Origin of the sequence: Synechocystis sp. PCC 7509 (genome assembly GCF_000332075.2) — a bacterium.
In the GTDB taxonomy this organism is placed as follows: Bacteria; Cyanobacteriota; Cyanobacteriia; order Cyanobacteriales; family Chroococcidiopsidaceae; genus Aliterella.
Genome location: NZ_ALVU02000001.1, coordinates 2,427,721 through 2,450,882 on the forward strand (window position 1 = coordinate 2,427,721; position 23,162 = coordinate 2,450,882).

Genomic DNA, 23,162 nt, shown 5'->3' on the forward strand with positions numbered 1-23,162 from the left:
TGTGTTACTTTTGTAGTATATAAATTACAAATGTAGCCGCGCTCAAAGTGTCGGCTTGAAAATCATGGCGACATTTAAAGATATTGTTAATTACTACAAGCCTTATCATGCGATCGCCATCTTTAGTATTACGGCATCTAGTATCTTTGAAGTTGTCGATTTGGTTGTACCTTACGCTATCGGACAGATTTTAAATGTGTTATCGCGTCAGTCATTAGATAAGCCTGTAGAAAATGCGATCGCATTTTTAGCACAAATCACTCAATTACCGCAAAATCAGCTACTAAGCGTAGGGTTTTTATTAGGCATAATTTTTATTGTGACAGTAATTAAAGCGCCGATTCAAGTTTGGACTACTTGGTGGTTTCATTGGGACATTGCTTTGCGAAGTCGTCAAAATCAAGCGCTGAAAACTGTAGAAAAGATCCTAACTTTACCATTAGAATTTTATGATGAAAATAACCCCGGACGGATTGCCGGACGCATTGCTAGAGGTTTAGAAAATCATACTTGGACTTATCCAGAAATCGCTGGACAATTAATACCCAAGCTATTTCGAGTTTTGGGGATTTTTATCATGATTTTGTTTATCGAATGGCGAATTGCTTTATTATTTCTGGTTTCATTTATCGTCATTCTCAGTATTAGTCTAAGAGACTTGAAGCAGTTAATGGAACAAGAACGGCACTTAGATAAGTATATGGAAAATACTCAAAGCCGGACTTCAGAAATTGTTACCAATATCAAAACAGTTAAGGCATTTGCAACGGAAGCATTAGAACTCAAACGCCAACGCCAGCGCCTAGATAGGGAATTTAAAATAGTTGATTACCGGATTCATTTCGGATACATCAAGCTATCTACTTGGCAAAAAACAATTATTCAGTTTTGCGTGTTTGTAGTGCTAGGTTTAACTTTGGTTGCTACTTTCCGGGGTCAAATTTCCCTTGGTCATTTTGTAACTACTTTCACTATTTCTAGCATGGCTTATGCAGAGATGGAGCCAATTAACAATTTGGCAGAAATTTTTGCGCGTCGTTATGCTTCAATGCTACGATTTCATGAATTTATGCAGCAACCAACAGGAGTTGATGCAGCGAGTTTAATTGTTCCATCTAAAGGCGATAAAGAATATCGATTTACTGGCAAATTAGAATTAGCTAATGTTAGTTTTGGCTACGATGCGGAAACACCGGTTTTACAAAACATTAATCTACTAATTGAACCCAATCAAACCGTAGCTTTAGTTGGTCGCTCCGGTTCGGGTAAATCTACTTTAGTAAAGCTACTATTTCGTTATTTTGAGCCAAATAGCGGTCAAATATTAATAGATGGTCAAAATATCCGTAACCTAGATGTTGCCAATTACCGCCGCAGATTAGCGATCGTGCATCAGGAAGTAGATGTTTTTAACGGTACTTTGCTTGATAATCTTACCTATGGCGATCGCACTGCTAGTTTTGAGCAAGTCCAAGAAGCCTGTAGAATCGCTAGAGTTGACGAAGTTATTGAACAGTTACCCCAAGGATATTACACCGTTGTTGGCGAACGCGGCGTAAGGTTATCGGGAGGACAAAGGCAAAGATTAGGAATCGCGCGGAGTCTACTCGTTAATCCCGACATCTTAATTTTTGACGAGGCGACTTCTAGCTTAGATTACGAGTCTGAGCGCTCGATACAGTTGGCTATGCGCTCTATTTTGGGTACGCGCACTACAATTATCATTGCTCACCGTCTTAGTACCGTGCGAGAGGCAGATAAGATTGTTGTTTTAGATCGCGGTAAAATTGCTGAAGTTGGTACTCATGCTCAGTTATTGCGTCATCAAGGTATTTATCACCGCTTACACGCTTTGCAAGAAACGGGAGAACTTTTGAGTTAATAGAGCGGCAAGATATTTTTATAATTCTTGTACTATTTCAAAAATACCGTGCTATGATTATAAATCGTGGATCGCATGGGTCGATGTCCGAGTGGTTAATGGAGACGGACTGTAAATCCGTTGCGAGAGCTACGCTGGTTCAAATCCAGCTCGGCCCATTTTTAAAAGTATGGTTTGCATACGCAAATCATATTTTTTTTGCCCGTGTAGCTCAGTGGTAGAGCACTTCATTGGTAATGAAGAGGTCATGAGTTCAACTCTCATCACGGGCTTATCTCAAAAATACTTGCTACAGAAGGCTTTGAGGCTTAAAGAAAAACCTTAAGCTCGTAGATAAGCGGCTTGGTATGACTGTTTTTGCTCTAATTGACTATGAATTGACTATGAATTGACTATGAATATCTTGTGCTAAGGTAGAACTGTTGAGTTTAATAGTCAATATGGAAGCAATAAGAAGTTCTCACGGAAGTGTCGGTTTAGAGGTATTTCAAGGTCGGTTGCGCTTACGCTTACCTAGAAAGCTTTTTAATGGCAAGCAAACCTACTTGAGCTTAGGGGTTGATGATACTAAGCTTAATCGTAAGATTGCAGAGGCGAAAATACGCCAAATAGAGCTAGACATTTTAAGCGAGAATTTTGATTCCACACTAACTAAATACAAAGCTCAAACTCATTTGGCGGTAGTGGAAAATCTCATTCCTAAGCAACAAATTGACTTGTCTAATTTATGGTTGAAACATCGTGATTTTAAACAACCAAATCGTAGCCAAAGTTGGCTAATGACTTGTAACCAACAAACAAAGTATTTAGCAAAATGCCCTTATAAGTCACTAGAGAAATCCAAGGAGATATTTAACTGGATTATTTCAAATATTCCTGCTCACAGCGCCAAGCGCTTAGTAGTTGAGCTATCAGCTTGCTGTGATTGGGGGGTAAAAAATAATTTCATTACCGATAATCCTTTTAAAGGTTTAGCTAGTAAAATTGACCTTAAAAAAGTTAACAGTGAAGATAACGACATTAACCCATTTAGTAAAGAAGAAAGAGATGCAATCGTTGCAGCTTTTAAAGCTAATTCCTACTATAATCATTATGCTAATTACGTGTTATTTTTATTCCTCACGGGGGCTAGACCATCAGAAGTTATAGCCTTGCAATGGAAGCATATTAGCAATAAATCTATCTGCTTTGAACAAGCTGTAGTTCGTAGCCCCAAAGGATTGATGCTAAAACAAGGTTTAAAAACTCAAAGTAAGCGGGTTTTTCCTGTTAATGCCCAGTTGCTTGAATTGCTTAATAGCATGAGGCTAGGCTTAGATATAAATCCTGATGACTTAGTGTTTCCTGCTCCTACTGGTAGCTGGATCGATATTCACAATTTCAGAAATAGAGCTTGGAAAACAATTATGTCCTCGCTTAATATCGAATATCGCAAGCCCTATCAGACGCGCCACACTTTCGTAACTATGGCACTAGAAACTGATGTCAGCATTCCCCAAATTGCTCGTTGGGTTGGTAATTCTCCTCAAGTAATTATGGAAAGCTATGCAGGCACGATTAGAAAAGTTGCAGTACCTGAGTTGTAATTAAATAAGTTTAGTTCCAATTGCCGACTAAAGTATAAGCAGACCAAAAATAAGGATGGGTAAGATTAAGTTTAGTGCCGTTTAGGTTTGGTGGTAATACGACACTTTGACCATTAGATAATAAAATGCGATCGCCTTCTAGTTTAACTTTGCCTTGCAGCAAAGAAAGTTGGGCTTGTCTAAGGGCTTCGCTACGAGTAGGAGCAGTTTTTAGTTGAGAATAAAATTCGCTCATCAAAGTCAATGATGCTGTATCGCTGACATACCAAAGACTGCCAATTACAGTTTTTACCCCGGCTTGAAATGCTAACCCCGCAAAACCTAGCTCGGCTTGTTCGTCGCCTAAAGCTGTTCTACAAGCACTTAGTACGAGCATTTCTATAGTAGGGCTTTTGTTCCAACCTGATTCGCTGGTGTACTGGCGCAGTTTGTCGAGAGATAGTTTTTCGCCCCAAAATTGAATAAATGATTTACTCTGCTCTCCTTTTTGAAATTCTGCATGAGTAGCTAAATGAATAATGCCGTAACGTTGCTCTTGAGTTAGAGATTTAAGCTTATCAAGGGTAAATTCTTCATCCAAAAATCCCATCCCCTGCGACCATAGTTTTTTAGCTACTTCTGATATTTCTACGGCTACGGCGGGTAAGGGTACTTGCTCCTGGGTACTTTTAGAAATCCCCATTGCCAATAAAGTTGAGGAGCGTAAATCGCTGTAGCGCGTATCAGTCATACCAAAACTGGGAATGAGCGCAATACTATACTTTTCAATCAAAAACTGCTTGCCATCGTGGAGAGCGGCTAACGGAATTGAGCGCAAATGATTGTCGGCGGAGATAATTAGAGTCTGGACTTTATTTGCTTGTAATTCAGCTTCCAATGGAGCAATTAACAATTCATGCAGTTTTTGGGCAGCAGGCAAATAGCTAGTAGTGCCAGTTTTGCGGGGATTTGTGACTTCTTGGCGAAATTCTAGGGCTAAAAGCTTAATATCTTCGGCATTGGCTCTTAAAGTAATGCGGCGCACAGGTAAAGGATCGGAATTTTGGGTAGCATTTTTACTCGGTAGCACGAGAACTAAATCTAACCGATCTTTGAGAGTAACAAAATAGCTTAAAGCGGGTTTTTGTTTAGTTTTTTGGGAGATATTGTACAACTCTTGAGAAACTTCTCTTAAAGTCGGGGTTCTCGGCGGTGGTAAATCTAATTGTTGAGCGGTGGTTTTTGATTGCTGTTCGTCAAATAAAGTAGCCGCTTGCTCGGTGGGAGCGCTGCGGAAGGTCTTTTCAAAAGTTGGTCTATCGATGAAGGCTATTTTGCTAGGTTGATTGGGGTCGGCGGCGGTTTGTCGAACTAAAGTAAATGCGCCAGAAAGCTTACAAATTTGGTTGCCAGAGCGGTAGTAGGTAGTTGTAACTGTACCTGCAAATACACCATCTGATTGCAAAGTACCGTTAAAAGTATCTGTAATTGTGCCTACTTGGTCAGCATTAGCTTGGTCAGGTTCGCCGGAAGTGCGATCGCTTACTGTAAATCCTTCCCCCTGAAGTAAGCTATCTTGAATACTAAATTGCGAAACATTTTGCCCTATACCACCCCGCAAAATACCTCCATTTTGATAAAGGGGACGTTGGATGTCTTCAAACGCGCCATTAACTACACAGCGTCCGCCAGTATAAGCAAAGTTTGGTCTTTTTAGTATCCAGGCAATGCCTTTGTATTCGGGATTTTGGGCGATCGCAATTTGTGGTGCAAATCCTCCAAATATTAACAATATTGCTGCACTCAGCCTACCCAACTTCAGCATATAAAAACCTAGTACCCTAGCTTTGATGGTAAACCGAAGCGATCGCAAAACTGAATAATACACACGTCCTATTCGTTGACAATTAAATAATACGCGTCAGTATGTTAATTCCGTGAAGGTAAATCTTGATTATAAAATTGTCCTTCTGGAAATGGTCTACTAGCAGGCCAATATATTGATACATGAATATCAAGTTTTTTCAGGTAGTCACACATTAGGGGACAAACATCCTGCCAATCTAAATTTCCTAGTCCACATCCTAATGCTGGCATTGCTAAAGATTTTATACCTTCTTTTTTATAATTTTCTTGAAGCCATTGTAGACCTTGTTCAATTCCATTAATATCAGAATTATTTCTCCAGTGATGTTTTGTTGGAAATAATAAAAACCCTGTTTCTTCACTGATTTCCTCTAAATTTGTATCCTCTGCTAGTTCGGTAAATATTGAAGATTCACGCTTATATACATAAGGGCTTCCCATCTTTAAAGTACCATTACGACATAAGTCTTGGTAATAAACATACATATCGGGAAATCTATATTTAGCTGTTGATGCAAGACCTTTTCCCATAACACCAATACAATTAACACTTATTGTCATTGTTTGCATCCTAGAAAAAAACATATCTCCCTCAATAAAAGAAATATTTTGTGCATTTTTAAAACGGATGCTTTTTTGGGGCAAAAAGAATGTTTCTGGCTCTACGATAACTGGCAATTGTTTAAAATTTCCATTGTCATAACTATTTAAAGTTTCTTCTATATTGTGTTTTGCTTTTTGACTTGAAACATAAATTGATTGAATTAAATTTGATGGGACAGATTCCGGCACTAAGCATTCAGCCATTATTTTTCTTTTTGAACCATCCTCTGAATTCCACCATTCAATATCTATACCCTTGATAATTTGAGCAGCTACTTCTTTATAGCTAGAAGCAGGTAAAATGTTTGTTAACTCATTTGCAGCATTACCTGTGGTAATAAAAGTGCCTTGAATATTTAATATGCTTGGCTTGATTGCCAAAACAATAATTCCATTGTTTGGATGTTCTCGTAATACTCTATACAACATAGGATTTCGAGGCTGAAAATAGAAATTAGTAAAGTCCCATAAGCTTTTGCCATTTGGAGTTGTTTTATTTTTGCGATTTAAAACTATTTGATTATCATATATAGTTTTACTTTGAGTAAATTGTTTAGCAACACTTGTGTGAGATAAGATTCCTCTTTCTAATATAGATTTAAGATTACTACTATGAGTTATGTAATAAAAGCTATCAACAGTTTTTTTGCGTTTCATATTTAACAAGCTTTTTTCTACCTTTAGTATTGAAACTTAATATATATTTGTAATTTAGTGCTGCTTGTTAAACATTTTGCTTTGTCAACAAACAGCGATTATCAATGTATCAGGTTAATGAAATTGTTTGCTAAACATTAAATCTAAATAGCAATACATCGCCTTCTTGGACAACGTACTCTTTACCTTCACTGCGAACTAAACCTTTTTCTTTGGCTGCACCCATCGATTTATTTGCTACTAAATCTTTATAAGCTACGGTTTCCGCACGAATAAAACCGCGCTCAAAATCAGAATGAATTACTCCGGCGGCTTGGGGTGCAAACATTCCGGCATGGATAGTCCAGGCGCGAGTCTCTTTTGGACCGGCAGTGAAATAAGTGCGCAATCCTAAAAGCTCGTAGGTAGCCCGAATTAACGATTTTAAACCGCCTTCTTCTACACCTAATGAAGCGAGAAAATCTGCTCTATCTTCGGCAGGTAATTCTACGAGTTCTGCTTCTACTTGTGCCGAAACTATTACAACTTGAGCGTTTTCTTGGGCGGCAATTTTTCTAACTTCTTCAACCCATTTATTGCCTGTTGCTAGTTCTTCTTCTGATACATTTGCCGCATAAATAATTGGTTTATTAGTTAGCAATCCTAAATCTTTAATTGATGCTAATTCTTCTTCATCTAGGTTCACTTGACGGGCTGGTTTACCTGCATTTAAAGCGGTAATTAATTTTTCTAATACTAATACTTCTGCTTGAGCATCTTTATTTGCACGGGCTTGCTTGCGAGTGCGATCGCATTTACGTTCAATTTGGTCTAAATCTGCTAAACCCAATTCTAAATTGATAATTTCAATATCTCTAGCAGGATCTACCGAACCACTGACATGAATAATATCATCGTTATCAAAACACCGTACTACATGAACGATCGCATCTACTTCACGAATATGAGACAAAAATTTGTTGCCTAAGCCTTCGTTTTGACTTGCACCTTTAACTAAACCCGCAATATCTACAAATTCTATCCGCGTCGGGACAATTTGCTCAGACTTGGAAATGTCAGCTAAAACTTGTAATCGCTCATCGGGAACCGATGCAATCCCTACGTTTGGTTCAATTGTGCAGAATGGGAAGTTGGCAGCTTCCGCCTTGGCATTGGCAACCAAGGCGTTAAATAAGGTAGATTTTCCGACGTTAGGTAGTCCAACAATTCCGGCTTTGAGCATGATACTTTTTCTTAGGCTTACTATTGCCAGGATATCAAAACTACACGCTACTATATATTTTGCACGATGGTGCGATCGCACTTTGCCGAAAACTCAGAAAGGCGATCGCACTGGGTCTAAACTGGTGTAGGAATTGTTTGGGGAATTGGCGCAGGTACGGTTTCGGGGACAGGGGAAGGGATTGGTTGAGGTATAGGACTTGGTACGGGTTCTGGGGATGGTATAGGTTCGGGTAGTGGTGGCTGAGGATTTGGTTCAGGTAAGGGGCCAGGATTGGGATAAATCATAGTTAACCTAACAAGTTATTCGACTTTAATTTAGGTTAAGTAGTCTAGACAAAATTTTCATCCTTCAAAATAGTTACGACTTGAGATTTGTACAAGTTTAAAAACTAATGATGTTTTTAGCGACTCAGGCATAATTAGCCCGTGCGATCGCATTATAAAAGTAGCGGGAGCGAATGTTTTACACCCGCAAACCCCCAAATGTGGGAATTTCGATAACCCTACATTCTTCGTCCTATCAGGCAAAAATTGAACGAGGACTTCCCGCTACAAAGGACTATAGCTCACCATTCGCAACCATTTGAATAATGCGAGGGATTCCCGGATCGAAGCCTCCCATATCCCAAGACAAAGGATCGGTGGGATCTACCAAAGTTAATTGGTAAGGTGCAAGGGTGACATACACCGCTTTGATATCTGGGTTGATTTTCTTACGGTACTGCGCTAAAGCTTGCGAGGGATGCTTATTTCCCGCCCAACTTTCCGAATCAGTCCAAAAGCAAATTACATCGGCTTTGAACTTGTTTTTAATCATCCAGTCGTAAGCAACAGACGCATCTGTTCCACCGAAGTTTTGGTTACTAGACTTCTTCAGCGCCGAACTAAACGTATCTTTGGCGGTAATTCCCAAATAACGAAAGTCGGTAGCAAAACCGCGAATTTCGTAGTTTTTCTCAGCCTTAGCTGTCACCAAAGCCATCGCTGTCGCAATCTCGCAACAACTCAAACCAACGGAATCAACTACAACGCCTGACATCGAACCGGAGACATCTACAGCGTGCATAAACACTTTACCTGTGGGTTCTACAACCTCAAAAGACATTTCCAACGCCTTTTCTAAAATGTCTACAATCCGAGGTACGGGTTGCCAAGTTTTTTGGCTGCGTCCGAGTTTTCCCCCAGAATTATAGGTTTTTAGCGCTTTAAGGACATCAATAGGGTGGATGCGTCCTTTACGAAGATGCTCTTTACTATTTAACGTTGCTTCCAGGCGCTTTAAGTTAGCCTTTCCATCGGTTCGCAATACATCTAATTGAGTTAACGAACCTAAGTTACGCAACATTGCACCAATGGGCATTTCTTCAAACAGTAATTGCCATGCGGCTTTGTCCATTTTGCCTACGGGAGCAGCCATTTCATGAGTTAGGTGTCCTTGAGAAATAGCTTGATGTGTTTGTTCGGGGTTGCGTTTTAGCCATTCGTACCACCAAATTTGAGCAAGAGCGGGGTTAGGAATCTCTTTAGGCAATTCTTCCCATCCTTTAACTACCCATTCAAACAATTGGCGGTGTTCCTCTGTTGGTGGTTTAACGTGAAATAATCGCAAAGCATCTCGGTGAGTAAACCCTTGACGTTGTTGATACTTCAATAGCTGGTAAGCCAAGCCTTTGACATCTTCCCGCGATAGCCAAGTTTTGCCCGATTCTCGCACCACTTTACCAAAGCCGCGCATAGACTTTGTATAGCTCAACCATTCATAAAAATGGCTACCAGTACGGATAACTGTAGAAAATATTTCTTGAAATGCTTGCTTTGCTTCCTTGCTTTCGCCCATTGAGAGCAACACTAAAGCCAAAATAGGAGCGCTGTTGTTGATAGAGCGACCATCACTAGCATAGACAATTTCTTTAGCTACGCGGGTGGGGTCAGAGGCGATCGCACTTACCAATACATTAGCAAAGTCATCGGTTAGTTCTTTCTTTCCAGCGTAGTAGGTGCTTGTCGCCGTCCCAATCAGCAAGCAGCGACGCAACATACCCCAAATGCCAGCATCAAAAGTATAGCCGCCAGAACGTCCTTTAATCATCTCTGCTTCCCGTCCAGGAATAGTTTGATTTTGGGGAGTTCCCGACTTTTTCTTAGTAAAAAAGTTGTAATTCATTCTGTTTCCTCAGCCTTTGCAGGCAAAATATGTGTGATGGGGCAGGAATCGAACCTGCGACCACTAGATTATGAGTCAATAACCCTAGTTCTTCGGTCTTTACAGACAAGTTGCGAATAAGGATGTTTTAGCGCTCTACCACTGAGCTACCCATCACAAGTTTTTGATTTTGGTGTAACAGAGTAGGAATCGAACCTACAAACCTTGCGGTACTAGATCCCGATAACCCTCAATTCTTCGTCCCTTAAGGGCAAGATTGCGAACTAAGGCTTTTTAAACTAGCGCGTTTACCATTTCGCCACCTGCTACATATACGTCTTTACTTATTTAGATTTTTTGGTGTAGCAGAGCGGGAATTGAACCCGCACCCCCGGCGAATTAAGGTTTTTTTCGTTAATAGCGATAACCCTCGATTCTGCGTCCTTTTCAGGCAAAAATTGGCGCTCTACCAATTGAGCTACCCGCCACAAGTAATTTAATCCTCATCACTAAATATCAATCGTTTTCCAACATCTCGGTGAAATGCTTTGTATTACAAATGTAGTATATGTATTTTCAATTGTCAAGAGTTGGAGCAATAATTTTAGGTTTTTGGCTCAAAGTCACTACGCGCGCTAAAATTCTGGGGCTAAAATAAGCGCGATCGCCTTTACTATGACAATAAATTGGGAAACCGCCAAAACCTACGAAGACATCTTCTATCACAAAGCTGATGGCATCGCCAAAATTACTATCAATCGCCCCCACAAGCGCAACGCCTTCCGCCCAAAAACTGTTTTTGAACTCTACAATGCGTTCGCTGATGCTAGAGAAGATACAAGTATTGGTGTAGTTCTATTTACGGGTGCGGGTCCGCATACTGATGGCAAATACGCCTTTTGTTCTGGCGGCGATCAAAGCGTACGCGGTGATGCTGGCTATATAGATGATGATGGTGTTCCCCGCCTCAATGTCTTAGACTTGCAACGCCTGATACGTTCTATGCCTAAAGTTATTATTGCTTTAGTAGCTGGCTATGCGATCGGTGGCGGTCATGTTTTACATTTGATTTGCGATCTAACTATTGCCGCCGATAACGCTATATTTGGGCAAACTGGCCCAAAAGTCGGGAGTTTTGATGGTGGATTTGGTGCGAGTTATCTGGCGCGGATTGTGGGGCAAAAAAAGGCGCGAGAAATTTGGTATTTATGCCGCCAATACACCGCTACTCAAGCGCTGGAAATGGGTTTAGTTAATACCATCGTCCCAGTGGAACAATTAGAAATAGAAGGTATCCAATGGGCAAAAGAAATATTAGAAAAAAGCCCGATCGCAATTCGTTGTCTAAAGTCGGCTTTTAACGCTGATTGTGACGGACAAGCAGGGTTACAGGAATTAGCCGGTAATGCCACTATGCTTTATTACATGACTCAAGAAGGCGCAGAGGGCAAACAAGCATTTTTAGAAAAACGTCCCCCCAACTTTCGCTCTTTTCCTTGGTTGCCTTAAGTTGAAGGTTTTATAAATTACTTTTTGGCTAATAAAATTTATAAGCAATATAAAAAATCGCACCTCTAATTAATTGAGGTGCGATTTTAATCTAGATGTTAAATCAGTATACAAAAATGAGAAATCTAAAACTTTGAGCAGGCTAAAACACATTTTCTGTTTTTATTGTTTTATACTCTAGCGCTGCATCTATCTAATTGCGTATTAGTTGTTGGTCTAATTACTTGGTTAGACTTTTCGGAAGATTGGTTTATTTCACGAACTAAAGGACGCTCGGCAGCTACGGCAGGCATTGCATCAGGCAAATTCATCATGTCTTCTAAGTTTTCCCAAGAGGGAGCAAAGGCGGGGATCGCCAAAGAGCAAGCCTTCCAGCCTCCGTGGACCGAGCCATCTAGCAATTGGCACGTACCACCACGTCGTCCTTCTGACTTGTAATAACGGCAATAACGGCAAGCCGATGTAAGGAGGTTTGAGGTTTTCATAAAAGGCTGACTGAAGAACTATCTATGTCTTTCATTTTGCTACTATGAAGAAAACGCCCTTTCTTTATCAAAGTATTATGAGACATGGTTTGTAGCGATCCCTAAGCAAAATTCATTTCATACTTTCTTTAGATTGTGATGAGATTTAACTTAGTTTTAGTAATATTTCGACATAAAGGATTTACTTACGTAGTAATTTTAATAAATTCAATTTGGGGATCAATGTTAAACAATTTTTAATTGCTGTAAAATTGGCTGCAATTTACGAAAAAACTATATTAAGAACAAGTAAACTTATGCTTATATTTAATCAAAATAACTGGTGTGCAAGCGCGAAAACGATCGCAAAGTAGCTATTATTCCGTGCTTTTGGGGATGTGAATATTAAAGAATTGATGTTTATATGCAAAAGCTCAGTAACTTCACGGATGAAGAAAAACAAATAAATAATTAATTAAAAGATGCCTAAAAAGATAATTGCTTCTAGCTGATTAGCTCTAAAACTCTTTCACAGCGCAAATACAGCAAACTTGCCAGCGTTGTAATTCCCCAGGAGGCGTAGGAGCTTGGCATTGAGGACAAAGAGGCAAATTACAATTTTTCTGCTGCGTTGTTTTTACCCACTGGCTAAAGGCTGCTTGAGCATCTTTGCACTTAGGTGCTTTGGGTTCAGTTGAGGTAGCTTTCGCCAAAACGCTAGGATGAACGCCCCCAAAAAAATTATCAGCAGTGGCGCGATTTTTGGCAATAGTTTCGGGCCGTTGCCATTGCGCCGTCGAAAAGCGAATATCAGTTAAAGGACTAGGCAAATAAACATTTAGCTTAGTTAAAATACGCGATCGCTCCATAGTCAAAGTCTGCGCCCAAGCGGCGCTAGAAGTTGCCACCCACAACACATTTTTTTGGATTGATAATAATTGAGTATGGGGAGTAATAGCACTACCCACAACTTGCGACCAATATTGCAACGCTAGTTGAAAAGGCTGTTGTTGCAAGCTGCTTTGCTGAAGGACATTAGCTAAAATCCGATCGATGGATTTGAAGGACATGGCAGGATTTAGAGTGGGAATACCAAAAGAAGCGATACGATAAATTTAATTGCCCAACAGATTTTACTTAAATTATAGGTAGTCCGCATGGCGGTGAAGGGCGATCGCAGCAGAAAAACGTGAATGGAGAACCGTCCCATGGGACTGATTGACCGCATCAAACGAGTAATTCGCGCCAATACTAGCGATCTAGTCAGCAAAGCAGAAGATCCAGAAAAAGTGCTAGAGCAAACTGTTGCCGAAATGCAAGACGATTTGGTGCAATTGCGGCAAGCTGTAGCTAGTGCGATCGCTACCCAAAAACGTACCGAAAGGCAAGCAAATCAAGCGGAATCTGTCGCCCAAGACTGGTACAGCCGCGCTCAACTAGCCTTAAATCAAAATAATGAAGTTTTAGCCAAAGAAGCCCTAACTAAGCGCAAATCTTACCAAGAAACCGCTACAGCCCTAAAAGCTCAAATGAGCGAGCAAAGTAGTGTTGTCAACAGGATTAAAAAAGATATGCAAACTTTAGAACTAAAAATTGGCGAACTAAAAACAAAAAAAGATATGTATATCGCTAGAGCGCGTTCGGCAACCGCTTCACAAAGGCTAAATGAAATGTTAGGAGGAGTCAATACAACAAGTTCTTTAAATGCCTTTGCCCAAATGGAAGAAAAAGTATTACAACTTGAGGCACAATCAGAGGCGATCGCCGAACTTGGAACTGATGACTTACAAAAACAATTTACTTCTCTTGCCGCCGCCAGCGATGTCGATGCGGAACTAGCGGCATTGAAAGCTCAAATATCATCAAACCCCGCCCAGCTACCGCCTAAATCTATAGAAGAATCCTAGAAGAATTGTTAATATAGCTAGTAGTAAAAATTGCTTAAAAATTATCCTTACTGGGAGCAGAAGTAAAACGCTTGAGCTTAAGTTAAAAATAACAGCATAGGCTCATTGGTTGAATTTAAACTAGGCATTCAATTAGCCGCCCCGTCCATAAACCCTTGTAAACCTAAAACGGAATTAATAATAGTTATGGGATTATTTGATCGCATTAGCCGAGTTGTCAGATCGAACCTGAACGATATGGTCAGCAATGCTGAAGACCCAGAAAAAATGTTAGAGCAGTCGATCCTAGAAATGCAGGAAGACTTGGTTCAGTTGCGTCAAGGTGTGGCTCAAGCGATCGCCGCGCAAAAACGCTCCGAACAGCAGTACAATCAATCACAAAATGAAGCTAATAAGTGGCAGCGCAACGCCCAACTAGCATTACAAAAAGGTGACGAAAACCTAGCCCGTCAAGCTTTGGAGCGCAAAAAAAGCTTTGGTGAAACAGCTACTAGCCTAAGAACTAGCCTAGATTCCCAAGTCGGTCAAATTGACACTCTCAAGCGTAGCTTAATTGGACTTGAAAGCAAAATCTCTGAGGCGAAAACCAAAAAAGATATGCTCAAAGCCCGTAGTGCCGCAGCTAAAGCCCAAGAGAACTTACAAAGTACCGTAGGCAGATTGGGAACAAGCAGCGCCATGGCAGCTTTTGAGCGGATGGAAGAAAAAGTATTGATGCAGGAAGCCCGCGCTCAGTCGGCGCAAGAATTGGCAGGATCGGATCTAGAGAGCCAATTTGCGATGTTAGAATCCGGTAGCGGTGTAGACGATGAATTAGCCGCCCTCAAAGCTCAAATGTCTTTAGGCCCTGCTACTTCTGCGAGTACCCCTTCACTTCCTCAAGCCACCGATAAACCAGCCAACCCACAATCTAACGAGGTTGTAGATGCGGAACTAGACCAGTTACGCAAGCAGTTAGACAACCTTTAAGTTGCCCGCAAGTCTAAACCAAATCAGCACTCTAGTAGACCATTACTAGCAATTAGTCTATTAGAGTGCTTTAGACAGAGTAATAATTTTTAGCGGTCAGTTCGGTTTATTGTAGGAAAAGGCTTAAACAATAAAATTTATGAGTAACGCGATCGCCATTAACGATCCAGAATTTGACACCGAAGTAATCCAAGCAAGTCAGCCAGTTTTAGTATACTTTTGGGCTGCTTGGTGCGGCCCTTGTCGTTTGATGTCCCCAGTCATAAACTGGGCAGCAGAGAACTATAGCGATCGCTTGAAAGTAGTAAAAATGGAAGTAGACCCAAATCAAGTCACCGTCAAGCAATATCAGGTGGAAGGCGTACCCGCGTTAAGACTATTTCAAGGTTCGCAGCTAATAGCCTCCTCCGAAGGTGCGATCGCTAAACCCAAATTAATTAGCTTTCTCGATCCTCATCTCAATTAATAGCGCGATCGCACCTTCAAAAATTGGTTATGGAATTTGCTAAACGTTTAAATTTTCTGCAAGCAAATGTGTTTGCTGATATGGATAAAGCAAAGGCGATTGCGAGAGCGGCAGGTAAGGAGATAATCGACTTGTCTTTGGGTTCTTCTGACTTAGCTACTGCACCGCACGTAATTGACGCAATTGCCCAATCGCTGCACGATCCTCGTACTCACGGTTATTTGCTGTTTAACGGGACGCAAAAATTCCGTCAAGCGGCGGCTAATTGGTACGAGCAAAAGTTTGGCATTGCGGTAGATCCAGAAACTGAAGTTTTGCCCTTAATTGGCTCTCAAGAAGGTACAGCCCATTTACCCCTAGCAATACTAAATCCTGGCGATTACGCTCTATTGCTCGATCCGGGATATCCTTCTCATGCGGGGGGAGTTTATCTAGCTAACGGGCAAATTTACCCGATGCCAGTTCTAGCAGAAAATGCCTTTTTACCAGTGTTTGAGGATATTCCTGCTACCGTTCTTGCTCAATCGAAGATGATGGTACTTAGCTACCCTCATAATCCCACCAGTGCGATCGCACCTCTTACTTTTTTTCAAACCGCCGTTGCTTTTTGTCAGCAGCATAATTTAGTTTTAGTCCATGATTTTCCCTACGTGGATATGGTATTTGACGAGCAAGTAGCACCCTCAGTTTTGCAAGCTGATGTTGATAAAAGCGTGTCTATTGAGTTTTTTACTCTTTCTAAGTCCTACAATATGGGCGGTTTTCGCGTTGGTTATGCGATCGGTAACTCTCAACTAATTCAAGCTTTAAGACAAGTAAAAGCCGCCGTTGACTTTAATCAGTATCAAGGAATCTTAAACGGGGCGATCGCTGCAATGACTGGCGATCAAGCCGGGGTAGAAGCTGCTAAAGACACCTTCCGTCAACGTCGAGATACTTTTATCACAGCTTTAAACCAAATTGGCTGGCTTGTTCCTACTCCCTCCGCCACTATGTATATTTGGGCAAAGTTACCCGCTCCTTGGTCTAGTAATTCTATAGAGTTTTGCACTCATTTAGTAGAAGCTACCGGAGTTGCGGCTTCCCCTGGTGCAGGCTTTGGCAAATTTGGCGAGGGGTACGTGAGATTTGCTTTGGTACACGAGCCAGCTATTTTAAAAGTCGCTGCTCATAAAATATCTGAGTTGTTTACCGAAAAGTTCGGCTTGTAGTCCCGTTGCTTACTCCGATTTTTTGTATATGTACCCAATTTAATCTCAAGTCTCTATTAAATACTTGACTTTTTACGCGAATAATGTTCAATTCCTAACTCTCCCAGTTTTAGAAAGTCTTTCTAAATTCATGCAAAAGGTTTATGATTAAGTTATTTACAACCTTAACTACTACCTTTAGGATGATTTTGCTTATTTAGTTTGGTTTAAAATATACAAATAAACTTTACAAAAATCTTAATATGCTTTTTAATTTAAAGTGAGCTTTGAAGTCGCACTTTAAAGCTCAATCAGTCAACTTGGCTACAACTTTTCAATACTTTTTTAATCGAGTTCCATAACTAATAAACTCGTGGGTAGCAATAGAAAAAGTCCAAAGGTAAAATCCGGTGAAGCTTCACCCCAACATACTAAACTAAAACGTTTATTGGTTGTTGAAGATAATAATCTCAATCGGTTAATGCTAGATGATTATCTAGTTTTTTGCGGTTATCAAGTGCTTAGTTTAGCTTGTGGAGCTAAGTTTTTTGAGGAATTAGCTGCTTTTCAACCGCACTTAATTTTATTAGACTTGAAGTTGCCAGACATTGACGGTTATAGTATATTAGAGCAACTACAAAATGATTCGCAGTGGCAAAATATTCCAGTAATTATTGTTTCGGCTTTTGCTTTTAAAGCTGATAGTCAACGAGCTTTAAATCTAGGTGCGCGCCAGTATTTTATTAAACCAGTTAATCTAAACGATTTGAGCCAAGCTATTTCTCAAGAACTAAATAAGTGGTCTAATTAAAAGCAAAGTAATCTAAACTCAGTTCGATCTTTGGCTGTTTACATATTCTTCAAAAACTAAAGTCAAATTTTGCAAGTCTTGACCAACATCATTAACAATAGCTTCTAGTTGAGCAATTAGTAAAACTGCTGTTTGCAGCCGATTGAGGTTGGACTCAAGATCGCGGCGATACTGGTTTTCAAATTCATCTAAATTCATATTTATAACTAGGATATTGCTAACTTACTTAAAATTTTATTTTTATCCCTTTCTACTAATTTAATCTGCCACACAGATAAATCTATGCTTAAATGCCATAATTTCATCTTAATAATCAAAAAGTTGATAACAACTTTACAAAATTATATAAGTATAATTTAGCACTTGTGATATTAATTTTTCAGTATTTGCACTTAAAAAACTAAAAAAATAAATCTAATACTTGCGATCGCCAGATGTCTGACAACTATTAACCAAAGTAGAATTAAGAAACGGTGGCATTTAAGAACGGCGAAGCAGCGCCAAAACCGAGGGAAATTTTCGCTCGCAAGCTAGAGCAAAAAGCCAGCACTGTTATAAATGGGCGCAACGTGATGACAAAGACACAAACCTTGCTAGAACCAGAAGATTTGCCCACACAGATAATACCAGCAAAAAAAGCAGCTAACTCACCATTAGTAAAAGACAGAGAACGTTTAGCCGCTCGCCTTAAAGAAATCCCCAGAGAACCGGGAGTGTATATAATGCGCGATATTAGCGATCGCATTATGTATATAGGCAAATCAAGGGCGCTAAGATCGCGCGTTAGTTCCTACTTTAGGCAAGCACAGAAACTCAGCGATCGCATTTCTATGATGGTAAGGCAAGTAACAGAAATTGAATTTATTGTTACCGATACCGAATCTGAGGCTCTAGCACTCGAAGCAAATTTAATTAAGCAGCATCAGCCGTATTTTAATGTCTTACTTAAGGATGATAAAAAATATCCCTATGTTTGCATTACTTGGTCGGAAGAATACCCGCGCATTTTTATCACTCGCAACCGCAGAATAGGGAAAGAAAAAGATAAGTTTTATGGCCCGTACACGGATGCGGGGCTATTGCGGAATGTATTGCGGATAGCTAAACGCCTTTTTGCCCTCAAGCAACGTCCGCAGCCCTTATTTAAAGATCGTCCCTGTCTTAACTACGATTTGGGTAAGTGTCCGGGGGTATGTCAAAAATTAATTACACCAGAAGACTACCGAAAAACCGTCCAGAAAGTGGCAATGGTATTTCAAGGACGAGCGCAGGAATTGGTTGATATATTAACCGCGCAGATGCAGAAATCCGCCGAGGAAATGAACTTTGAATCGGCGGCGCGACTGCGGGATCAAATTGCCGGGTTAAAGTCGCTTAACGCCCATCAAAAAGTATCTTTGCCTGATGATACCGTATCGAGAGATGCGATCGCACTGGCGGCTAACGAGCAACACGCTTGTATTCAATTATTCCAAATTCGGGCGGGAAAATTGGTAGGGAGACTAGGTTTTGTTGCTGATATTCACGCCGACGCGGGAGCGATTTTACAAAGAGTATTAGAAGAACATTATCAAACGGCGGATTCTGTAGAGATACCTACAGAGATATTAGTTCAGCACGAATTGCCGCAGACAGAGATGTTAGCTGAAGTATTGAGCGATCGCAAAGGGCGAAAAGTAGCGATTCTTACTCCCCAGCGCTCGACAAAAGCTGAATTGATTGAAATGGTTGAACGCAATGCTGAGTACGAGTTGGCGCGGACGCAAAAGTTAAGCGATGCTAATTCTCAAGCGATGGAAGATTTAGCCGCTATTATAGATTTGCCCGAATTACCGCGCCGCATTGAAGGTTACGACATTTCCCACATTCAAGGCGCTAATGCGGTTGCGTCGCAGGTAGTATTTATCGACGGATTGCCAGCTAAACAATACTATCGCCATTACAAAATTAAAAACCCTAACGTTACGGCGGGACATTCGGATGACTTCGCAAGTTTGGCTGAGGTAATTAGTCGGCGTTTTCGCAAGTATGGACAAGATCCACAATTAGCACGGGTGGGAAATCCTGATTGGCCAGATTTAGTGATGATTGATGGCGGTAAAGGACAATTATCTTCAGTAGTGGCAGTTTTGCAAGAGATGAACTTGCTAGAAGATTTGCACGTAGTAAGTTTAGCAAAGCAACGAGAGGAGATATTTACACCGGGGGAATCAAAACCGATTCCTACTCAATCAGAACAGCCAGGAGTGCAGTTATTGCGGCGGTTGAGAGATGAAGCCCATAGATTTGCAATTAGTTTTCACAGACAACAGAGAAGCGATAAATTAAAGCGATCGCGTTTAGATGATATTCCAGGTTTGGGCTACCACAGACAAAAGCAATTACTCGCACATTTTCGCTCTGTTGATTATATCCGTCAAGCAACTACAGAGCAGTTAACCCAAGCGCCGGGGATTGGTTCGCATTTAGCCCAGGAAATCTACAATTATTTTCATCCGGCTTAAGATAGAGTCCTCACTTTAAACGCAAACAAAATGACAAATACGATTGACTACGATTTAAAAGAAATCCTAACTAGGCTAGATGGTAGGTTTGATAAGCTAGATAACAAAATAGACAGACTAGAGGGAAAAATCGATAAAGTGGCTGAAGACCTTGGTGACTTCAAAACAAAAGTAGCTGAGGAATTTGGGGCTTTAAGGTCAGAAGTGACAAAAGATAATGCTGCTTTAAGGTCAGAAGTGGCAAAGGACAGCGCTGCTTTAAGGTCAGAATTGACAAAGGATAACGCTGCTTTAAGGTCAGAAGTGACAAAGGATAACGCTGCTTTAAGGTCAGAAGTGACAAATTTAAGAGAGCAAATGAACGTAGGTTTTAGTGGATTTAAAACAGACTTAGTTAGAGTTGAAACTTCTTTAAAAGGCGAAATTGAGATATTAGCAGAAAAAGTTGACGGTATTACCAAACGAATCGATACCCAAGAATTTATCAATCGTGGTGTAATTATCGGTTTAATCTTGGCGGTGTTAGGTGGCTTTGCTAAGGTTTTTGGGTTAACAAATTAGTTTTATGACCTTAGTAGTTGAAGAAGTTTTAAAAAAATTACCAGGTGATGTATTCGGCGGATTAAGGAAAAGCGATCGCCTTCTTACTACTCTACGAGAAAACACTGCGCCTATTCCTCAAGTAATAACCCAAAGTAATATACCTTTAGAGACTGTAGATTGGGACGTGGTTATCTGCGGCGGGACGTTAGGAATTTTAATTGGGTTTGCTTTAGTCAAACGAGGCTGGCGCGTAGCTTTGTTAGAGCGAGGGGTTTTGCGCGGGAGAGAGCAAGAATGGAATATATCGCGCTCGGAATTGGAAGTATTTTTAGAATTGGATTTGTTAAGCCAGCAAGAATTAGATAATGCGATCGCAACTCAGTATAACCCCGCCCGTGTTAGCTTCCTTGGCGGTACAGAAGTCTGTATAAATGACGTTCTCAATATTGGCGTAGATCCCATTTATTTACTAGAAACCGTCAAAAATAAATTTCTGGCGGCGGGTGGTAAGCTATTTGAAAATACTGCCTTTGATAGCGCTGTCGTTCATCCTAATGGCGTTTTAGTGTCTAACACTTTTAGCACCCGTTTGTTGTTAGATGCGATGGGTAATTTTTCCCCCATAGTTCAGCAAGCAAGACAAGGAAAAAAGCCTGATGGTGTTTGTTTAGTTGTAGGTAGTTGCGCTAAAGGATTTCCGCCCAATAATCAGGGGGATTTATTAGCATCATTCACGCCTTTACTCAATAATTGTCAATACTTTTGGGAAGCTTTTCCGGCGCGCGATGGGAGAACTACTTATTTATTTACCTACATGGACTTAAACGCGCAACATATTGGATTAGAGACATTGTTTGCCGAATATCTGCGTTTATTACCAGAGTATCAAAATGTAGAACTAAGTCAATTACAGTTGCAAAGGGCGCTATTTGGTTTTTTTCCCGCCTACCGTCAGCAATTATATTTCCCTTGGGGGCGAATTTTACCCATTGGCGATAGTAGCGGAAATCAATCACCATTAAGCTTTGGCGGTTTTGGCTCAATGGTACGTCATCTCAAACGTTTAACTTTAGGGATTAATGAAGCTTTAAATACAGAACAGTTATCAGCGCCAGCATTGAAGCAATTGCAACCTTATCAGTCTAATTTAAGCGTTACTTGGCTATTTCAAAAGGCAATGAGAGCAAGTATAGGTCAAAAACTTGACTCCAATCAAATTAATAGCTTACTTTCTGCCGTATTTGCTCAAATGCAACAACTAGGCGAACCAGTTTTAAAGCCATTTTTGCAAGATGTAGTGCAGTTTTCTGGCTTAACGCAAACTCTACTCAAAACTGCTCAAAATCATCCCTTCTTAATTGCTAAAGTAATTCCTCAAGTCGGTATATTTAGCTTAGTGGACTGGACTATTCACTATATCAGCTTGGGAATTTACACGGTTTTATTTAAGATAGGCGCAAGATTGCCAGGTTGGGTAAAATATTTACCCCCCGCACAGCAATATTACTGTCATCGCATTTTAGATCAATGGCAATATGGTTCGGGATACGATCTATTTTCTAACAATTTTTTTGATTAGCTAATAGACTCTCCACTCTCTGGCGGCTGCGAACTACTTTAGCTGGTATCCCAACAGCAACAGAATATGGGGGAATATCTTTAGTTACTACTGCTCCTGCGCCAATTACACTACCTTCACCAATAGTTACGCCATCTAATATTTTTACTCCGTAACCCAGCCAACAATTATCTTCAATGACTATACCCCGACAAGTCAATCCTTGTTGGCGAATCATCTCTATCGGGTCGGAAAAAATGTGATTGTTAGCAATAATGCCGCAATGGGCTGCAATTAAACAATACTTACCAATTTTGACATTGCCAGGGCCGCCAATACAGGTATAGGAGCCAATAAGTGTATGTTCGTCAATTTCAATACAGCAGTTATCGCCGGATGAACCAATAATTACTCCTTTGTCGATTTTAACTCTAGACCCAATCAAGACTTTACTATTGATGGCGCGGATGATTATGCTCGCACCACTAGCAATATAAGAGTCGCTACCAACTTCAATTTTATTAGCTCCAATTAATTCAGCGCCGTCTTGAATATAAACTGACCTTCCTATTTTTTTAAAGATTAGACGGTAAGCCAGATTGCGGATGAAGACTCCGCCAGCAATTAGCGGAATCCAATTTAGACAAGTAGTGATTAAAAGCTCTTTTGCACGTGTAAACTTAGCCGTGTCAATGAAGATCATGGTTTTATCGCTCTAATGCTTTATTTATAAAGTGCTGTTGCTCGATCTTGGCGTGTATAGGATCGACCCTTATTTTCAATAAAAGCGAAGTTGAGACTAATAGGTTTCAATTTGGTAAAAAGTCATCGCCCAAGTACGCCCGGTTAAGGCTTCGTGCATTAATGAGCTACTCAATCAAACGGTTTTGTTTAGCTGGCAACTAAGCAGACCATTGACATTTGCAAATAAATATGCACTTGCTTGAATCGGTCTGTAAAATCGATAGATTGATTTCTATTTAGTCACCGCAATACTAAAAATGTCTTTGATTTTAAGCGCAATATTTTCTAAATTGTTGTCTGCCCAAGCTATGGGGGACAATCTCCAACATTTGACATAATATTAAATTCCACCATCGGGGCAAATAAATAGGTGCTTCCCCGGCTGCGGTGGCGGTTTTCTTGTATCCAGTTTCTATGGTTATCTGCTGTAGTCACAATAGAAAAAGCTGGTCTGAAGACCGTTTAAGTTTACTTTCTTACCCTAATACTAACAATATATTTAGAGTGTTTTATAAAGTTAAGATAAAGCACTCCTGTAAAGACATAAAGAAACGATG

21 protein-coding genes and 5 tRNA genes are annotated in these 23,162 nt (G+C 40.4%); 13 read left to right on the forward strand and 13 right to left on the reverse strand.

The window, feature by feature from the left end:
• Positions 1-64: 64 nt before the first annotated feature.
• The 4 genes from SYN7509_RS0212205 to SYN7509_RS0212220 all read left to right on the forward strand — a co-directional run bounded on the left by SYN7509_RS0212205 (position 65) and on the right by SYN7509_RS0212220 (position 3,468).
• On the forward strand, positions 65-1,882 hold the full coding sequence (locus tag SYN7509_RS0212205) for an ABC transporter ATP-binding protein (RefSeq protein ID WP_009632343.1): 1,818 nt from the start codon (positions 65-67) through the stop codon (positions 1,880-1,882).
• 77 nt (positions 1,883-1,959) lie between these two features.
• Positions 1,960-2,040, forward strand: a tRNA-Tyr gene (locus SYN7509_RS0212210).
• Positions 2,041-2,082: 42 nt separating this feature from the next.
• Positions 2,083-2,154, forward strand: a tRNA-Thr gene (locus SYN7509_RS0212215).
• Between the two features lie 168 nt (positions 2,155-2,322).
• Positions 2,323-3,468: a site-specific integrase gene (locus tag SYN7509_RS0212220; RefSeq protein WP_009632344.1), complete on the forward strand. Its 1,146-nt coding sequence runs from the start codon at positions 2,323-2,325 to the stop codon at positions 3,466-3,468.
• 10 nt (positions 3,469-3,478) lie between these two features.
• Here SYN7509_RS0212220 and SYN7509_RS27640 read toward each other — a convergent pair whose 3' ends face one another.
• From SYN7509_RS27640 to SYN7509_RS29715, 8 genes are all read right to left on the reverse strand, one after another.
• On the reverse strand, positions 3,479-5,335 hold the full coding sequence (locus tag SYN7509_RS27640) for a CHAT domain-containing protein (protein WP_148297983.1): 1,857 nt from the start codon (positions 5,333-5,335) through the stop codon (positions 3,479-3,481).
• A gap of 41 nt (positions 5,336-5,376) precedes the next feature.
• Positions 5,377-6,573, reverse strand: a complete 1,197-nt coding sequence (locus SYN7509_RS27645) for a DarT ssDNA thymidine ADP-ribosyltransferase family protein (protein ID WP_009632346.1) — start codon at positions 6,571-6,573, stop codon at positions 5,377-5,379.
• A 130-nt stretch (positions 6,574-6,703) separates the two neighbouring features.
• Positions 6,704-7,795 carry a redox-regulated ATPase YchF gene (gene ychF / locus SYN7509_RS0212235; RefSeq protein WP_009632347.1) on the reverse strand — a complete coding sequence of 364 codons (1,092 nt, stop codon included), beginning with the start codon at positions 7,793-7,795 and terminating at the stop codon, positions 6,704-6,706.
• A gap of 116 nt (positions 7,796-7,911) precedes the next feature.
• Positions 7,912-8,082, reverse strand: a complete 171-nt coding sequence (locus tag SYN7509_RS30470; protein ID WP_009632348.1) for a hypothetical protein — start codon at positions 8,080-8,082, stop codon at positions 7,912-7,914.
• 274 nt (positions 8,083-8,356) lie between these two features.
• On the reverse strand, positions 8,357-9,961 hold the full coding sequence (locus tag SYN7509_RS0212245; protein ID WP_009632349.1) for a TROVE domain-containing protein: 1,605 nt from the start codon (positions 9,959-9,961) through the stop codon (positions 8,357-8,359).
• 33 nt (positions 9,962-9,994) lie between these two features.
• A tRNA-Met gene (locus SYN7509_RS29705) sits at positions 9,995-10,117 on the reverse strand.
• 14 nt (positions 10,118-10,131) lie between these two features.
• Positions 10,132-10,270: transfer RNA gene (locus tag SYN7509_RS29710), tRNA-OTHER, on the reverse strand.
• A gap of 28 nt (positions 10,271-10,298) precedes the next feature.
• Positions 10,299-10,429: transfer RNA gene (locus tag SYN7509_RS29715), tRNA-OTHER, on the reverse strand.
• Positions 10,430-10,615: 186 nt separating this feature from the next.
• On the opposite strand from SYN7509_RS29715, the gene menB reads away from it, so the two are divergent.
• Positions 10,616-11,449 carry a 1,4-dihydroxy-2-naphthoyl-CoA synthase gene (gene menB / locus SYN7509_RS0212250; protein ID WP_009632350.1) on the forward strand — a complete coding sequence of 278 codons (834 nt, stop codon included), beginning with the start codon at positions 10,616-10,618 and terminating at the stop codon, positions 11,447-11,449.
• 170 nt (positions 11,450-11,619) lie between these two features.
• Here the strand turns inward: menB and SYN7509_RS0212255 are convergent, their stop codons facing one another.
• A complete protein-coding gene (locus SYN7509_RS0212255) occupies positions 11,620-11,934 on the reverse strand; it encodes a hypothetical protein (protein WP_009632351.1) in 315 nt (104 codons plus the stop codon).
• Positions 11,935-12,431: 497 nt separating this feature from the next.
• A complete protein-coding gene (locus SYN7509_RS0212260) occupies positions 12,432-12,983 on the reverse strand; it encodes a DciA family protein (RefSeq protein ID WP_009632352.1) in 552 nt (183 codons plus the stop codon).
• 123 nt (positions 12,984-13,106) lie between these two features.
• Between SYN7509_RS0212260 and SYN7509_RS0212265 the strand changes: the two genes are divergently transcribed.
• The 5 genes from SYN7509_RS0212265 to SYN7509_RS0212285 all read left to right on the forward strand — a co-directional run bounded on the left by SYN7509_RS0212265 (position 13,107) and on the right by SYN7509_RS0212285 (position 17,256).
• Positions 13,107-13,820: a PspA/IM30 family protein gene (locus SYN7509_RS0212265; RefSeq protein ID WP_028954275.1), complete on the forward strand. Its 714-nt coding sequence runs from the start codon at positions 13,107-13,109 to the stop codon at positions 13,818-13,820.
• Between the two features lie 186 nt (positions 13,821-14,006).
• Positions 14,007-14,789 (forward strand): PspA/IM30 family protein, encoded by a 783-nt coding sequence (locus SYN7509_RS0212270; protein WP_009632354.1) that lies wholly within the window; start codon positions 14,007-14,009, stop codon positions 14,787-14,789.
• Positions 14,790-14,928: 139 nt separating this feature from the next.
• A complete protein-coding gene (locus tag SYN7509_RS0212275) occupies positions 14,929-15,255 on the forward strand; it encodes a thioredoxin family protein (RefSeq protein ID WP_009632355.1) in 327 nt (108 codons plus the stop codon).
• Positions 15,256-15,284: 29 nt separating this feature from the next.
• Positions 15,285-16,466, forward strand: coding sequence for an LL-diaminopimelate aminotransferase (locus SYN7509_RS0212280; RefSeq protein ID WP_009632356.1), 1,182 nt, complete (start codon positions 15,285-15,287; stop codon positions 16,464-16,466).
• Between the two features lie 352 nt (positions 16,467-16,818).
• Entirely contained in the window at positions 16,819-17,256 is a 438-nt protein-coding gene (locus tag SYN7509_RS0212285; RefSeq protein ID WP_009632357.1) for a response regulator, read from the forward strand.
• 18 nt (positions 17,257-17,274) lie between these two features.
• Here SYN7509_RS0212285 and SYN7509_RS0212290 read toward each other — a convergent pair whose 3' ends face one another.
• A complete protein-coding gene (locus SYN7509_RS0212290) occupies positions 17,275-17,454 on the reverse strand; it encodes a hypothetical protein (RefSeq protein WP_009632358.1) in 180 nt (59 codons plus the stop codon).
• A 275-nt stretch (positions 17,455-17,729) separates the two neighbouring features.
• Between SYN7509_RS0212290 and uvrC the strand changes: the two genes are divergently transcribed.
• Genes uvrC through SYN7509_RS0212305 form a run of 3 tightly spaced genes read left to right on the forward strand, consistent with a single transcriptional unit; the run spans position 17,730 to position 21,882 of the window.
• Positions 17,730-19,760, forward strand: a complete 2,031-nt coding sequence (uvrC, locus tag SYN7509_RS0212295) for an excinuclease ABC subunit UvrC (protein ID WP_009632359.1) — start codon at positions 17,730-17,732, stop codon at positions 19,758-19,760.
• A gap of 30 nt (positions 19,761-19,790) precedes the next feature.
• Positions 19,791-20,321 (forward strand): hypothetical protein, encoded by a 531-nt coding sequence (locus SYN7509_RS30695; protein ID WP_009632360.1) that lies wholly within the window; start codon positions 19,791-19,793, stop codon positions 20,319-20,321.
• 4 nt (positions 20,322-20,325) lie between these two features.
• Positions 20,326-21,882 (forward strand): FAD-dependent monooxygenase family protein, encoded by a 1,557-nt coding sequence (locus SYN7509_RS0212305; RefSeq protein ID WP_009632361.1) that lies wholly within the window; start codon positions 20,326-20,328, stop codon positions 21,880-21,882.
• Here SYN7509_RS0212305 and SYN7509_RS0212310 read toward each other — a convergent pair.
• Together SYN7509_RS0212310 and SYN7509_RS31320 are read right to left on the reverse strand one after the other, a co-directional pair.
• The gene (locus SYN7509_RS0212310) at positions 21,863-22,564 is read right to left on the reverse strand and encodes an acyltransferase (protein ID WP_009632362.1); all 702 of its coding nucleotides are present in this window, start codon (positions 22,562-22,564) and stop codon (positions 21,863-21,865) included. The genes SYN7509_RS0212305 and SYN7509_RS0212310 overlap by 20 nt on opposite strands.
• A 347-nt stretch (positions 22,565-22,911) precedes the next feature.
• The gene (locus SYN7509_RS31320) at positions 22,912-23,040 is read right to left on the reverse strand and encodes a hypothetical protein (protein WP_255327309.1); all 129 of its coding nucleotides are present in this window, start codon (positions 23,038-23,040) and stop codon (positions 22,912-22,914) included.
• Positions 23,041-23,162: the final 122 nt, after the last annotated feature.